This window comes from Capnocytophaga sp. oral taxon 332 str. F0381 (assembly GCF_000318275.2).
In the GTDB taxonomy this organism is placed as follows: Bacteria; Bacteroidota; Bacteroidia; order Flavobacteriales; family Flavobacteriaceae; genus Capnocytophaga; species Capnocytophaga bilenii.
In genome coordinates this window covers 1-14,412 of the sequence record NZ_KB291331.1, presented here as the reverse complement: position 1 = coordinate 14,412, position 14,412 = coordinate 1, and the positions used below count along the sequence as shown (strand labels likewise).

At 35.1% G+C, this 14,412-nt stretch carries 14 protein-coding genes and 1 pseudogene; 13 read left to right on the top strand and 2 right to left on the bottom strand.

The features are described from left to right. The first annotated feature begins 29 nt into the window (after nucleotides 1-29). The 13 genes and pseudogenes from HMPREF9075_RS09325 (at nucleotide 30) to HMPREF9075_RS09265 (ending at nucleotide 11,588) form a co-directional block, all read left to right on the top strand. Nucleotides 30-1,187 carry a porin gene (locus HMPREF9075_RS09325; RefSeq protein ID WP_009416305.1) on the top strand — a complete coding sequence of 386 codons (1,158 nt, stop codon included), beginning with the start codon at nucleotides 30-32 and terminating at the stop codon, nucleotides 1,185-1,187. A gap of 26 nt (nucleotides 1,188-1,213) precedes the next feature. Next, a complete protein-coding gene (gene modA / locus HMPREF9075_RS09320) occupies nucleotides 1,214-1,972 on the top strand; it encodes a molybdate ABC transporter substrate-binding protein (protein WP_009416304.1) in 759 nt (252 codons plus the stop codon). After that, complete coding sequence (modB, locus tag HMPREF9075_RS09315) at nucleotides 1,972-2,646, top strand: molybdate ABC transporter permease subunit (RefSeq protein ID WP_009416303.1); 675 nt, start codon at nucleotides 1,972-1,974, stop codon at nucleotides 2,644-2,646. Before modA ends, modB begins: the two co-directional genes overlap by 1 nt. An 11-nt stretch (nucleotides 2,647-2,657) precedes the next feature. Beyond that, nucleotides 2,658-3,293: an ATP-binding cassette domain-containing protein gene (locus tag HMPREF9075_RS09310; RefSeq protein WP_009416302.1), complete on the top strand. Its 636-nt coding sequence runs from the start codon at nucleotides 2,658-2,660 to the stop codon at nucleotides 3,291-3,293. Nucleotides 3,294-3,380: 87 nt separating this feature from the next. Next, on the top strand, nucleotides 3,381-4,817 hold the full coding sequence (gene nirK / locus HMPREF9075_RS09305) for a copper-containing nitrite reductase (protein WP_009416301.1): 1,437 nt from the start codon (nucleotides 3,381-3,383) through the stop codon (nucleotides 4,815-4,817). An 89-nt stretch (nucleotides 4,818-4,906) separates the two neighbouring features. Beyond that, nucleotides 4,907-6,526 (top strand): ABC-F family ATP-binding cassette domain-containing protein, encoded by a 1,620-nt coding sequence (locus HMPREF9075_RS09300; RefSeq protein ID WP_009416300.1) that lies wholly within the window; start codon nucleotides 4,907-4,909, stop codon nucleotides 6,524-6,526. A gap of 96 nt (nucleotides 6,527-6,622) precedes the next feature. Next, nucleotides 6,623-7,429, top strand: a complete 807-nt coding sequence (locus tag HMPREF9075_RS09295) for a hypothetical protein (protein ID WP_062079419.1) — start codon at nucleotides 6,623-6,625, stop codon at nucleotides 7,427-7,429. Further along, nucleotides 7,430-7,822, top strand: a complete 393-nt coding sequence (locus HMPREF9075_RS09290; protein ID WP_009416298.1) for a hypothetical protein — start codon at nucleotides 7,430-7,432, stop codon at nucleotides 7,820-7,822. Between the two features lie 4 nt (nucleotides 7,823-7,826). Beyond that, nucleotides 7,827-8,243 (top strand): hypothetical protein, encoded by a 417-nt coding sequence (locus tag HMPREF9075_RS09285; RefSeq protein ID WP_009416297.1) that lies wholly within the window; start codon nucleotides 7,827-7,829, stop codon nucleotides 8,241-8,243. A gap of 297 nt (nucleotides 8,244-8,540) precedes the next feature. Next, nucleotides 8,541-9,437 (top strand): hypothetical protein, encoded by an 897-nt coding sequence (locus HMPREF9075_RS09280; protein WP_009416296.1) that lies wholly within the window; start codon nucleotides 8,541-8,543, stop codon nucleotides 9,435-9,437. Between the two features lie 15 nt (nucleotides 9,438-9,452). Further along, nucleotides 9,453-9,892 (top strand): annotated as a pseudogene (locus tag HMPREF9075_RS09275) (GyrI-like domain-containing protein). Nucleotides 9,893-9,906: 14 nt separating this feature from the next. After that, on the top strand, nucleotides 9,907-10,965 hold the full coding sequence (locus HMPREF9075_RS09270) for a Fic family protein (RefSeq protein ID WP_009416294.1): 1,059 nt from the start codon (nucleotides 9,907-9,909) through the stop codon (nucleotides 10,963-10,965). Between the two features lie 14 nt (nucleotides 10,966-10,979). Further along, on the top strand, nucleotides 10,980-11,588 hold the full coding sequence (locus HMPREF9075_RS09265; protein WP_157049247.1) for a hypothetical protein: 609 nt from the start codon (nucleotides 10,980-10,982) through the stop codon (nucleotides 11,586-11,588). Here HMPREF9075_RS09265 and HMPREF9075_RS09260 read toward each other — a convergent pair. Together HMPREF9075_RS09260 and HMPREF9075_RS09255 are read right to left on the bottom strand one after the other, a co-directional pair. Then, nucleotides 11,577-12,845 carry a hypothetical protein gene (locus HMPREF9075_RS09260; protein WP_009416292.1) on the bottom strand — a complete coding sequence of 423 codons (1,269 nt, stop codon included), beginning with the start codon at nucleotides 12,843-12,845 and terminating at the stop codon, nucleotides 11,577-11,579. The two genes, HMPREF9075_RS09265 and HMPREF9075_RS09260, sit on opposite strands and share 12 nt — an antisense overlap. Then, on the bottom strand, nucleotides 12,846-14,378 hold the full coding sequence (locus HMPREF9075_RS09255; RefSeq protein WP_232305094.1) for an AAA family ATPase: 1,533 nt from the start codon (nucleotides 14,376-14,378) through the stop codon (nucleotides 12,846-12,848). Between the last annotated feature and the right edge of the window lie 34 nt (nucleotides 14,379-14,412).

Sequence of the window (14,412 nt, the reverse complement as noted above, 5' to 3'; positions counted from 1 at the left end):
TAACGAAATTTATTAATAATTCAAATTATATGAATAAACATTTTTTATTATTAGCGGGAAGTGTATTAGGACTCTTCTCTATTACTTCGGCGCAAGTTTCATTTACAAGTGGTGATATAAAAGCAACTATAGGGATGCGTTTTATGGCTGATGCTGCTTATTATGTAGATGATGTTACACCACTAACTTCAGGTACAAAAATTACTGAAGCACGTGCTCGTTTTGGTTTTAAGACAGGCAACTGGGATGCGTATGCAGATTTTGATTTTGCAGCCCCTTCAGGAGCTAATCGCACACGCGACCTTTGGGTACGTTACACTCATAAAAATGAGGAGGGTGTGTACAAAGCTACTCGTTTTGGCTACCAATGGGAACCTTTTGGAATGACAACCAATACAGGACGTATGGCGTATCACTTTATACAACGTCCTAATTTTCACAATACATTGGGTGGGTCACGTCTTTTAGGTGTTACTTACTACTATGTAAACCCTAAATTTTTCACTCACACAGGTATATTTAGTGAGCGTCCTTATAACGACCAAGCTTCAGGAGATTCTGGTGTTGTTTTATCAGGACGTTACCTTTTCAAAGCAATAGCTAATGAGACAAGCACTTTCCAATTTGGTACCAGCCAGCGATTTGCTTACATCAGAACTTATCCTACATTGACCATTAGCAGTCCGCTAGAAACTAACATAAATCCAAAAGCTACAGCTTTGGGCGCAGAAATGACAATAGAAAACCCTAGAAGTAGTTATCGTTTTGGGGTAGAAAGTATGTTCCATAACGAAAACTTCTTTGTTCGTGGCGAATATATGAAAACTTTCGTAAGCAAAAAAACGGATGGTACAAGTACTTATCAAGCAGGATACGTAGAAGCAGGATATGCCTTTAACGGAGCTACTTATAAGTATGATGCACAAAAAGCTGTACTAAAAGGACTTAGCAAAGCAGGTAACTGGGAAGCAGTAGCACGAGCAAGCTGGGCAGACCTTTACAATGGTGAAAACATAGTAGGTGTAAAAAAAGGAGTACAAATGCGCAGTTATACTTTGGGTGCTAACTATGTAGTGAATAAACACGCTCAACTAATGCTTTCATACACTCATACCAACCTTACTAGTAAGGTTAAAAACGACAAAAACATAGGTATACTACAAGGGCGTATAATGATTAACTTTTAAAAAAACTGAAAAATAACGATTATCATATGAGAAAAATATTTAAATTTGTGCTTGTTGTAGCTTTAATGCTTACAAGTGGTTTCAGCTTTGCAGCTGATAAAATAACAATTGCTGCTGCCGCTAACTTACGTTATGTATTGGAAGAACTAAAACAACAATACCTTAAAGAAAATAAGGGTGCAGAAATAGAGATAGTATTTGGAGCTTCGGGAACGCTTACACAACAAATTGTGAATGGAGCTAATTTTGACCTTTTCTTGGCTGCTAATACTAAATTTCCTGAAGAAGTGATTGCTAAAGGTTTTGGTGAAGGTAGCTCAGTAGTATACTGCTATGGCAAAGTAGCTTTGTGGAGTATGAGTATTGATGTGAAAAAGGGCATAAAAGCTACTCTATCTAACCCTAAAGTGAATCGTATAGCTGTTGCTAATCCTAAATTGGCGCCTTATGGTAAAAATGCAGTAGAAACACTTCAAAAATTGGGCTTATATGAGACAGTAGAGCCTAAAATTGTATGGGGTGAGAACATCAACCAAACAGCACAGTTTGTATCGACAGGGAATGCACAAGTGGGATTTGTAGCACTTTCAACTATTTTGGCACCTGAAATGAAAGGTAAACAAGGTAAGTACTACATTTTGAAAAATGAAGAATGCCAACCTATAGCTCAGGCAGGCGTGGTAATAAAAGGTAAGAATACGGCTGCCGCAGATAAGTTTTTTAAATATATTACTAGTAGCAAGGCTACCGCTATTTGGAAAAAACACGGATACGAAGTAAAATAATGGAAAGTTTCGTAAATACCTTATTACTTACAGGCAAGATGGCAGTAATTACAACTGCCGTCTTGTTTGTATTAAGTTTGCCAATAGCCTATTGGTTGGCTTACTCAAAATTTAAGCTAAAAGTAATTTTTGAAGCCTTATTGTGTATGCCAATGGTACTTCCTCCTACAGTAATGGGATACTACTTTTTGTTGCTTATCAGTCCGACACGCGGTTTTGGTGCATTTTTGAGTGAACATTTTGATATACAATTAGCTTTTACTTTTGAGGGAGTAGTATTGGTGAGTATTATAGCAAATTTGCCTTTTATGATTCAGCCGTTACAAAATGGTTTTATGGCGTTGCCCAAGAGTTTTAGAGAGGCGGCTTACACTTTGGGAAAGAGCCGATGGACGACCTTTTGGCGTGTGTTGTTGCCTAATATCAAACCATCTGTAATTACAGGAATTGCACTTACTTTTGCCCATTGTATAGGTGAATTTGGTGTTGTACTGATGATAGGAGGAAGCATTCCTAACGAGACAAGAGTGGCATCAATTGAGCTATATGACCAAGTGCAGGCTTTGAATTACGATCTTGCTAACCAATATGCTTTTATACTTTTTGCTATTTCGTTTCTTATTCTGCTAATTATTTTTAGTGTAAATAAAAAAAATAAAATTCTTAATTCATAAAATCTTTTTTGATGATTATAAAACTATCACATACTATTTTTACATCGGAAGGTGAGCGCAAATTGGAAGTAAATGAAACAGTTGCTGATGGAGCCTTGGTGTGTTTGTACGGTCCTTCTGGCATTGGAAAAACTACTCTTTTTAGGGTAATAGCAGGACTTATCACACCTGAACGAGCTTACATAAACGCAAATAATAAGGTTTTTATCGATACTCAACAGCGTATTAATTTGCCTCCCCAACAGCGTAATGTGGCTTTTATGTTTCAGGATTATGCTTTGTTTCCTAATATGACGGTGTGGGGCAATATTGCTTTTGCTCAAAAGGAAAAAGATGATGTATACATACAACAATTGCTAAAAGCCTTTGATATGGAGCAACTTAAAAATAGAAAAGTAACCCAACTTTCTGGAGGACAGCAACAAAGGGTAGCTTTGGCACGTACTTTGGCACAAAAAGCTCCTATTATATTGCTTGATGAACCTCTATCATCGGTAGATGCTACAATGAAAAAAGTGATGAAAGAGGTAATTTTAAAACATCAGGAGGCAACGAAAGCTACAGTATTTATTATAAGTCATACCCCTGAAGATTTTAGAGAAGAAGCCACTCAAATCATCAATGTAACAGGAGCTTTATATACCTAAAAAAGAATTAAGATAAAATTATCATCTTATTATTGTGCTTATTATATTTTTTTGTACTTTTGTACCAACTAAAAACGACTACCTAAGATGAAAAAGCACATTACAAAACTCTTTTCTTTTGCTTTATTTACTTCATTTATAGCTACTTCTTGTAGCAACAACAGTACTTCTATCCCTGCTACTGATATTGTAGTAGAAGGTGAAATGGAAGCAGAACTTACTTCACCTCCTAAAGTTCCTGCACCTATAGGCAATCGTAAAGCAACGCGTCTTTACGTAACCTTAGATATTATTGAAAAAGAAGGCGAAATAGTAGACGGTACTAAATATTTATTTTGGACATTTGGAGGGACAGTACCTGGTAGCTTTATACGAGCTCGTGTGGGTGATGAAGTAGTTTTTACGCTTAAAAATCATCCTGATAATAAACTGCCACATAATATTGATTTGCACGCTGTTACAGGAACAGGGGGCGGTGCAGCAGTATCATTGGTAGCTCCTGGACAACAACGTACTTTTACTTTCAAATGTCTTAATCCTGGATTATTTGTTTATCATTGCGCTCAGTCGCCTGTGCCATTGCATATTGCCAATGGTATGTACGGGCTTATACTAGTAGAACCCGAAGGAGGGTTACCCCCTGTAGATAGGGAATATTACGTAATGCAAGGTGATTTCTATACTGTTGAAGGGCATGGTGCTGGAGGTACTCAGGCATTTAGCCAAGAAAAAGCTTTGGCAGAAACTCCAGATTATGTAGTTTTTAATGGTAAAGTAGGAGCACTTACTAATGAAAGAGCTTTGGTAGCCAACCCAGGTGAAACAGTGAGACTTTTTGTAGGGAATGGAGGTCCTAATTTGGTGTCATCATTCCACGTGATAGGTGAGATTTTTGACAGAGTGCGGGTAGAAGGCGGTTCGCTCATCAATGAAAATGTACAAACTACAATGATACCTGCGGGAGGAGCTGCTATTGTTGAATTTAAGGTGGAAGTGCCTGGTGTATATGTGCTTGTAGATCATTCTATTTTTAGAGCTTTCAACAAAGGTGCTTTAGGATTATTAGTAGCACAAGGAATGGAAAACCCTACTATTTTTGGAGGAGAAGCACCTAAACCTTATCAAGCTACTGATGTGAAAGTACAAAAGACAGAACCTAACACCCCACAAACTGCTAAAAATAAAACTTTATCAGAACAATTAGAAGACGGACAGAACGTATATCGCCGTACTTGTGTAGCTTGTCATCAGGTACAAGGACAAGGACTTACGGGAGCTTATCCGCCTCTTGCCAAAGCCGATTACCTAAATGCCGATGTGAATAGAGCTATAGAATTTGTAGTAAAAGGGCATTCTGGAGGAATTACCGTAAATGGGCAAAGCTACAATGGTGTAATGCCACCACAGCAACTTAATGATGAGCAAATAGCCGATGTACTTACCTATGTGTATAACAATTGGGACAACAATAAAACAATCGTAACGCAAGAACAAGTACGGAAGGTAAAGTCTCAGAAAAAATAAACTAGCTATCAAAAAAATATACGGAATATTACAAAATATTTCGTATATTTGCATTTTAAACGTTAATCATTAAACATTCATTATTAATAATGTTATCAGTATCCAATTTATCCGTACAATTCGGCAAGCGCGTTCTCTTTGATGAGGTGAACGTAACCTTTACACAAGGCAACTGCTACGGCATCATCGGTGCCAATGGAGCAGGCAAATCTACTTTCCTTAAAATCCTTTCAGGCAAGCAAGAGCCTACTTCGGGGCGTGTCATCCTCGAACCAGGCAAACGTATGTCGGTGCTTGAGCAAGACCACTACGCTTATGATGATTACACTGTACTTGACACTGTGATTATGGGTAATAAAGTCCTTTCTAAAATTAAGAAAGAGATGGACGACCTCTATGCTGACTACTCTGATGAGCACGCTGAGCGTATTGGTGAGCTACAAATGCAGTTTGATGAGATGAATGGCTGGAATGCTGAAAGTGATGCTGCTGCTTTGCTCTCTAACTTGGGTATTGCCGAGGATATGCACTACACTATGATGTCGGAAATGGACGGCAAACTCAAAGTGCGTGTGCTTCTTGCGCAAGCCCTCTTTGGCAATCCTGATGTACTTATAATGGACGAGCCTACTAACGACCTCGACTTTGAGACTATTGGCTGGCTAGAGAACTTTTTGGCAAACTATGACAATACGGTGATTGTAGTCTCTCACGACCGTCACTTCCTTGATGCTGTTTGTACTCATATCTCGGATATTGACTTTGGAAAAATCAACCATTATTCGGGTAACTATACTTTCTGGTACGAAAGTAGTCAGTTGGCAGCCCGTCAGCGTGCGCAACAGAACAAAAAGGCGGAAGAGAAAGCTAAAGAGTTACAGGAATTTATTGCGCGCTTTAGTGCTAACGTGGCAAAATCAAAACAAGCGACCTCTCGTAAGAAGATGTTGGAGAAACTCAATATCGAGGAAATTAAACCATCGTCTCGTCGTTACCCTGCTATCATCTTTGACCGCGACCGCGAGGCTGGCGACCAAATTCTACACGTGGAAAACCTCGCTGCGTCTATTGATGGACAAGTATTGTTTAAGAATGTGGACATCAACCTTGCTAAAGACGATAAAGTTGCCGTGATTTCTAAGGATTCGCGTGCCACTACAGCCTTTTACGAGATTCTGAACAACAACCTTAAGCCTGATGCAGGTACTTTTGCGTGGGGTATCACCACCTCACAGTCTTACCTGCCTGTGGATAACTCCGATTTCTTCACTCAAGACCTTTCGTTGGTGGATTGGTTACGCCAATGGGCAAAAACAGAGGAAGAACGCGAGGAAGTATACGTGCGTGGGTTCTTGGGCAAGATGCTTTTCAGTGGCGAGGAAGCTCTTAAAAACTGCAAAGTGCTTTCAGGAGGTGAGAAAGTGCGCTGTATGCTTAGCCGTATGATGATGTTGCGTGCTAATGTGCTAATGCTGAACGAACCTACTAACCATTTGGATTTGGAGAGTATCACTGCCTTCAACAACTCGCTGAAAAACTTCAAAGGCACAGTGCTTTTCACCACCCACGACCACGAATTTTCGCAAACTGTTGCTAATCGTATCATCGAGCTTACTCCTAATGGTATTATTGACCGCTATATGACCTTCGATGAGTATATGGATGATAAAAATATTCAGGAATTGAGGGAAAAGATGTACCGAGGATAGTAACTAATAGCACTTTGGCAAAGTTTATGGCACTAAAAGGTGATTAAATGAGCTTTGCCAGAGTTTTTTGAAAATAATATTAAAAACTATAAAAAAATGTATAGAGGATTTAATTTAGAATTAGATAAAGATATTTTTTCTGACAAGGAAATAAATTATTATAGTAGGATAGCTGAAACAGAAATTTCAGATTCAATGAAAAATTTTTCTCATCTTTATATATCAATTTTTAAAGACAAGAATATTCTAGATGCTAAGCAAATAATGAAAGAGTATTTTCCTCAATATAATAGATTTGATATATTTCTCTCACATTCTCATAACGATCTAAATTTAGCATTAACTATAGCAGGGATGTTGAAAAAAGAATTTCATTTAAATGTTTTTGTAGATTCTATTGTTTGGAAAAATTGTACTGATTTATTAAGAAGTATAGATAATGAATATTGTAGAATAAAAAAAGGCTCATATGACTATAATAAAAGAAATTATAGTACATCTCACGTTTATTTAATACTTATGAACTCATTAAATATGATGATTGATGAGTGTGAGACATTATTTTTTCTAAATACCCCTAATTCTATTTCATTAGAAGATAACCTTGATAATCTAGATGATTTAGATAGAACATTGTCTCCTTGGATTTTTTCGGAAATACAAACAAGTAAAATTATTAGAAAGAAAATTCCTAATAGAAATATTCCTTTAATGGAAAGTACAAATTGCTTTAGTACAGATTTAAAAATAAGTTATCCGTTAGAGTTAGATCATCTAACAGAAATGTCTCAAGATGATTTTTTTAAATGGATATATAGTGATTATAATAATCCAAATAAAGCATTAGATGGCTTATATGAAATCTATCCTTTAGAGAAACATAGTAATATAAATCGCTTTTAAATGGAAAAGAAACTAAAACATTTAGAATTTATACAAAATGCCATTAATAGAATGGCAAATAATTCATTTATCATTAAAGGTTGGTGTATTACACTTGCCGTAGCATTAATTGCTCTGTTAGAGAAGGAAGATATAAACAAATGTTATATTGCTTTTTCTTTTCTACCATTGTTATTCTTCTGGTTTCTTGATGCTTATTTTATAAAAGTAGAGAGACAATATAGAAAACTATATGACGAAGTAAGAAAAGAAGAAGATGAAAAAATAGATTTTTCTATGGATATATCATCCTATGAAGAATGTTACAGAAAAGTTTTCTTTTCTTATACATTATTTCTTTTCTATCTATCTTTAATTGGAATTAGTTTAGTAATAACCTTTCTAATAAAATAAACCTATGGAAAATATTAATCAAACAGAAAAAGATTTAGAGTTATATTTAGCTCGTTTCTTTGATATATATGATATTGAGAAGCTAATAATATATTTATCAGTAACTAATAAAACTGATAAATATAAAGGTTTTTCTATTCCTATTTTTGAAATTAGTGAAGCTTTATTAGGTCAAAAAGAATTTTGTTTATCTAATCCTATTCCTCCTGAAAGAATAAATCCTTCTGATAAAAAAGATAAAAATTTATTAGAGTTTTTCTATATTTTGGATGTAAATTTAAAGAATGAATTAGAAAAAATGAAAGGAAAGGGTGTTACTTTAAAAGCACGAGTTAAAACTTTTGATGAAAAAGAATTTATATCTAACGAAATGAATATAGATGATTTATTTAAAGTAGAAGATAATCTTCAAAAAAGATAATATTAACTCGTCTGAATAGAATGTTAAGTTGTGGAAACACAATATTAACGCCGTAAAACGAATATTAACTCGGTAGGATACAATATAAGGTCCATAGGGCGCAATATAAAGTAGAAATTTATTAATTTTATTTGTTTAACCAATAAAAAAGACAAGAAAAATGGCTACAAGATTTATTTCATTCGAAAAATTGATATGGTGATAAGGAAATCGCACAAGGCAGAATATCAGAATGTTTGTAAGAAAAAGTTAGAGAGAATTTAACTATCAATAGAGTGACTAAAAATATCAAAGAATATGAATGTTAATATTATAAATCAATTACAAGACTATTTGTCTAATGCAGGTGAAGCTGTGCAACGTGTTTTATTTGTTACAGAAACCAAAAATCCTATTTATGAAGATAGTCAAGAAGTATTACAATTAGCCCAAAAACAGATAGTAGCACCTTTAGGAGCTATGCCTAACGAAGAAGTGTATGCTTTTATTGGTGTGCATTCTAAAACAGTAATTTCAGGAAAAAGGGATAGTGTAGGCTTTGTAATAACTAATTTTAGAGTCCTTACCCAAACAGATGTTTCAGTAATAAGTACGCCTAAGAAGGCTAACAGTCATCTCTTTACTAATAAGGATAACCTCGATAACCTTTCTAATCAATTATGGCAAAATTTTATCATTAAGGTAGATGAAACGATCCCAAAAGAGTATGTAACTATGTTGGAAGCTCCTCTAAAAGCTGTTCTTGCTATTGTTTTACCTGAATTGAAGAAAGAAGGATATTTACCTGATGAAATTAAGAATGCAACAGACCTTAAAGGCAGAATAAAACAATTAGGAATAGAAGACCAATTGAAATTCTACGCAGAAAATGAAAAGAAATATAAGAAATTTGCTAATAAACATAAAATAGAAGGCATTCTGTTAGGAAGTTTAGCAGCTCCTCTCTTGTTTGGTGGTCTTTATGGCTTTGTACTTACCAAGGAAGGCTTGATAAGTAGGGATTTGATGGAAGAAGCTGTAAGAAGTAGTTGGCAAGAAATCAAAGAACACCCAGCACAAAAGAGTCAAGAAGGAGATGCTTTCACTGTAGGTGATAAAAAACACTTTATTCCTGCACATCAAAAGGAATATATAGAAGCTTTTTTAACGCTTATCAATGAAATAGCACAGGGTAAAGTTTCTCTAAACTCATAGATTAATCATATAAAAATGAAAATCATAGGAATCAGTGTGCGCACTACCAATCAGAACGGACAAGCGATGCAAGACATCGGAAACCTTTGGCAACGCTTTCTAGCGAGCAACTTTTGGCAAAAATACCTAATAAGGTAAGCGATGCTATTTATAGCATTTACACTGATTACCAAAAGGACTATACCGAGCCTTACACTTGTATCATAGGAGTGGAAGTTACCACGCTCAGTACAATTCCCGACAGCTTAGAAGGTAGGGAATTTCCTGAACAAACCTTTCAAAAGTTTGTAGCCAAGGGTGTAATGCCTCAGGCAGTAGGGGCGATGTGGCAATATATTTGGGACAACGATGCTACGCTCAATCGCACTTATCTATATGACTATGAACGCTACACCGAGAAGTCGCAGCAAGGAGATGCTTCCGAAGTAGATATTTTTATAGGCATAAAGGATTAATAAAAAGTAGTACAATGAATGACTTTGAGCAATATATAAGGGAAACTGAACCTCATCGGCGTGAAAAAGGTGAGGCGTGGCAGACGGCTATTGGCTTGCAGGCGGTAGACGGACTGAAACCTTCAGCTTATCTTGTTCAAACGGCTAAGCAACATATTGAGGGGGATATTACCATTGAAGAGGCTAAACATCTCATTGATAGTTACTACCAATCCAAAACCTTACGCCTTGACAATACAGAAGAACGCACTGAGGAAGCCGACAAAGTCTCTGCACGCATCACTGAACTACTTACCGAATCGGCTTTTAGCTTTTCCCCAGTGGCATATATAGGCATTCATCGCAAGTTATTCACTGGTATTTATAAGTTTGCAGGCAAATTACGCGATTACAATATTACCAAGAAGGAGTGGGTACTGGGTGGAGATACAGTCCTCTACGCTAGTGCGCACAATTTGCGCGAGACTTTGGACTATGATTTTGAGCAGGAAAAGCATTTTTCTTATCAAGGATTGCAGGTAGAGGAAGCGATTAAGCATATTGCTAAATTTGTGTCAGGTTTGTGGCAAATACACCCTTTTGGTGAGGGAAATACACGTACGACAGCGGTTTTTACAATTCAATATTTGCGTACTTTTGGCTTTGCAATGAGCAATGAAGCCTTTGCTTATCATTCTTGGTATTTTCGTAACGCCTTAGTACGTGCTAACTACAACAACCTTGCTAAAGGAATAACAGCAACTACCGAATATATAGAATGCTTCTTTAGAAACCTAATTTTAGGTGAAGAAAATGAGCTTAAAAATAGGTATTTATTAGTAGGTGAAGAAATTCAAAGTGCAAAAGAGGAAATTCCAAAGGGCAAAATTTGCACTTTGAATTGCACTTTGGAAGAAATGGCAGTGCTACAATACTTACAACAATACCCTACCGCTACCCAAAAGGTAATAGCCAATCATATAGGAAAATCGGAACGTACCATAAAAACCATTACTGCAAATTTGGTAGAAAAAGGACTTATTGAGCGCAAAAATGGCAAACGCAATGGTTTTTGGGAAGTGAAAACAAATTAAAAAACAATAAAACAATGAAAACTACAGATTTAACGAACTGGAACAACTACAAAGAAACTAAAGAGGCAAAAAAAATTATAAAGATATTTGAAGAAGGGAGTATGAATAGTATTCTTGCAGCTTTTGTAAAAGAAGAAGCTGCAGCCCAATTTCCTGCCTATATACACATTATCACTAATGTATTTGAAAATTCACTAATTCCTTATGATGTGCCTATAAAAGATCTTTTTAACTATATACTTGATAGGGGACTGAAAGGGTATATAGTAGAGTGTAAGCTTGACTTTGATATTTTTTATCCTGAAAACTATGATTTTCTTATACCAAGAATGATTCCTCTTTCTATTGCACTTTATGGCTTGGATAGAGTAGAGGATAACGATTGCTACATTCCTTATCTTTTTTACCACAATTTTAAAAAATTAAAGAAAATAGCAGAGACTTTTGGCGTAGAAATGCCTCCTTTACCCTCAAGAGAGGACGTAAAAGAACGGGTATTGTATTATTTGGAGTTTTGCCGTGTGTGGAATGACTTCCGTATTGAAAACGACCTTACTATGGCTGAAGTATGTGCTTTTATCTATGATTTTGCCCCTAAATATATTGAGGAATCAAATGATTAATGGTAATGAAACGCCTAGTTTATAGAGATTTTTATATTCAGAAATTTCTTCTTTATCTTCTATACTGAAATTGTCACTATTCACTAAAGAAGGGTAAATAATAAGGCAATCTATCAATCTATCATCATCTATTTTTAATGTTTTATAAACATCTTTTAAGCGGGCATAACCACTTATTTGGCGAATATCGTCTATTACTTTTCCTTCTTTATAAATGGTTTTGTACTTAGCATCGATGACCATTTTGTATTTAGGGCTGTTGAGTAAGAAATCTAATTCGGTATAATCGGCGGTGAAGTGATAAAATATTTCTTGCTTAGGAAATATTTCTTGCAATTTTTTATATACATATAACTCAAAAAGTTTAGGCATATCTATCCAAAAAGGAGGAATAGCTACTTTTTGCTGCGATGTTTGGGTTATATTATAAGAAAAACGTTTCAATATATGATTTCCGATACGAATGGCTTCTTCATATTCTTTGAAAAATGGATTTGTAGCTATATTTTTAAGTGTTTTATAGGGTATTTCATCTGATATCAACTCAAAGTAGGGGATACAATGGTTAATAAGCTGTTGTATCTCTCTATCATTTTCAGCAAAATAATTAGGATGGGTATTCTTAAAGCTGATAACAAACTGCAATACTTTCTTCAGAAAACGATTTTCAAGATTATCAATTCCAAATTCTTGGTATTGACATAAATGTGTAGTATACTTGTTTTTAAAGATATTTTGCTTGAGCTGTTTACTAAGTTGTATTTTCCCTTTAATACGATTATTGAAATCTTTCTCTACTATGTAGTAAGATTTTTTTAGTCCTTTACGTACAATATGTTTTAGTAATAATAAAAACTGTATTATTAGAAAAGGCGTGAGCCTATCTTTCTGTTGTTCAATAGTTATTAGAGGCTCCTCCCAATAGATTTTGATAAGATTCTGAGTGTATTTGGGATCTATATTAGCAGAGTAAATATCAAATAGCATTTTTTGGAAGTTAATTTCTAGTTCCTGCTCTTGATAGTTCATTTTGGGTTCAACATATACAAATTCTTGTCCTGCAAGCCAATCAATACCTATGTAGTAATCGGCTTTTAGAGTAACTGAATTTTCATTTACTTCCAAAGAAAAAGGATAAATAGTTTGTCCTCTTTCTGTTTTGAATACTCTTACAGACTTTGTTTTGAGCATTTCAAAAAGAGGATTATTTTCTATATTGACGATATAGTCTTTATGTTCGGATAGAAGGATAGGCATTTAAAGAGGTTTTAAATCATTTATTTTGTCTTCAATATCTTGTCCTATAAGTACGCCATCTTTCACATATTCAAGTAAAATAGGCTTAATTTCGTACTCCCAACGGATGTTAATAGGCGTATGTTTTGTAATGAAATAAGAGTGTCCTAATTGTACATCTTCTTTTTTAAATTCAGGAGATAGATTATCCTTAAATAAGTTGGCTACACTATCAAATAGGCTTTTAGCAAAGTTATTACCTAATTCATTAGTAAGGTCTTTAGGTAAAATATTTACGAAGGCAAAGCGGCGGCGGATAGCGTAGTCTATATGCCCTACGGAGCGATCGGCGGTATTCATTGTACCTATAATGTAGAGGTTTGGGGGTAGGGTAAGGGAGCTGTCGCCTTCGATGGAGTACATACTTTGAACAGCTTCGCCTCGATATTCTAAAGCATAGATAAGTTCGCCCAATACAGCAGAAAGGTTTGCACGATTGATTTCATCGATGATAAGGACGTAGTTTTTAAGCTGTATTTTATCAGCTACTATAGGTTTATAAGAATTTTTAAACTCATAGTATTTTTCTACAATTCTAATAAAATAAGAAGCGTGATGTCTTGCTAGAGCGCCTATAGTTGTTAGCTTGCTAACACCTTGTCTATCTTTTACGCCTGAACTAATAATATTTTTAATTTCGCCATAGTTCATATTTAAACCTTTGTTATGAGCTTCCCAATTATCACCTTTGTACTTGAATCGTTTGTCATCAGCATCAAAAATATAAATAGCCTCAGTAAGAGGATATTTATAATCTTCACTTTGGGCTAATTCTTCTTTGATATGTTCAATGAAAGCCTCAAAAACCTCTTCTTCTTCTAATACTGGAGTACTTAGGTGGGATTTATGCCAATTGTTTAGGGCATTTTTAGCAAATTCACCTAATATTTTGTTTTCAGCAGTATAAACGATACCATCTCCCTCTTTATTAGGTTCAGCCACAATACCTCTTACAAAATCTTCATAGGAATAACTGGGGTGAAACTGAATAAGTTTGAATTGCTCGTTGTTGTTTAAAGTATCATTTTCTCCTAAACCTAATAATGCTTTGGCAATGCGTTTGGCTTCGCGGGTTTTACCTGTACCCGGAGGTCCTTGTAGGATAATTTGAGGTTTGTGATGAAGAAGTGCTATAACTTTTTCTATTTCGTGATTTTCAGTATTTTCATTCATAATGTTTAGTAGGTATTGAGCGTATTTTACACCATTAATAATTTTTGATTCATCATTAGTTATATCAGTAAGTGTTTTAGTGCGCAGTGTATTATGAGCATTCCATACTCCTTTTTTTATCCATTCAATTCTACGACAATGCTGATATTCAGCTCTTTCTTCATCATAATAATAATGAGAAGTTATTTTACCATACCCCAAAAGTGTTGCAGTTCCTTTTTTTGCAATAATAATATCTCCTATATTCATTTTATTGAGAAAATCATTAATTGCAGAGGTATTGTTACGCTGGTCATTAGTACCTCCGTAATTGTTTGTCAACTGTCACGTCCTAAAAAAGGTTTACAGTTATCTT

What these genes read in the sequence shown, in the direction of transcription:
- HMPREF9075_RS09300 (WP_009416300.1), top strand. Translation starts at nt 4,907, where the DNA reads ATGTTATCAGTATCCAATTTATCCGTACAATTCGGCAAGCGCGTTCTC.
- HMPREF9075_RS09310 (WP_009416302.1), top strand. Translation starts at nt 2,658, where the DNA reads ATGATTATAAAACTATCACATACTATTTTTACATCGGAAGGTGAGCGC.
- HMPREF9075_RS09290 (WP_009416298.1), top strand. Translation starts at nt 7,430, where the DNA reads ATGGAAAAGAAACTAAAACATTTAGAATTTATACAAAATGCCATTAAT.
- HMPREF9075_RS09295 (WP_062079419.1), top strand. Translation starts at nt 6,623, where the DNA reads ATGTATAGAGGATTTAATTTAGAATTAGATAAAGATATTTTTTCTGAC.
- HMPREF9075_RS09325 (WP_009416305.1), top strand. Translation starts at nt 30, where the DNA reads ATGAATAAACATTTTTTATTATTAGCGGGAAGTGTATTAGGACTCTTC.
- modA (WP_009416304.1), top strand. Translation starts at nt 1,214, where the DNA reads ATGAGAAAAATATTTAAATTTGTGCTTGTTGTAGCTTTAATGCTTACA.
- HMPREF9075_RS09270 (WP_009416294.1), top strand. Translation starts at nt 9,907, where the DNA reads ATGAATGACTTTGAGCAATATATAAGGGAAACTGAACCTCATCGGCGT.
- modB (WP_009416303.1), top strand. Translation starts at nt 1,972, where the DNA reads ATGGAAAGTTTCGTAAATACCTTATTACTTACAGGCAAGATGGCAGTA.
- HMPREF9075_RS09260 (WP_009416292.1), bottom strand. Translation starts at nt 12,845, where the DNA reads ATGCCTATCCTTCTATCCGAACATAAAGACTATATCGTCAATATAGAA.
- HMPREF9075_RS09280 (WP_009416296.1), top strand. Translation starts at nt 8,541, where the DNA reads ATGAATGTTAATATTATAAATCAATTACAAGACTATTTGTCTAATGCA.
- HMPREF9075_RS09265 (WP_157049247.1), top strand. Translation starts at nt 10,980, where the DNA reads ATGAAAACTACAGATTTAACGAACTGGAACAACTACAAAGAAACTAAA.
- HMPREF9075_RS09285 (WP_009416297.1), top strand. Translation starts at nt 7,827, where the DNA reads ATGGAAAATATTAATCAAACAGAAAAAGATTTAGAGTTATATTTAGCT.
- nirK (WP_009416301.1), top strand. Translation starts at nt 3,381, where the DNA reads ATGAAAAAGCACATTACAAAACTCTTTTCTTTTGCTTTATTTACTTCA.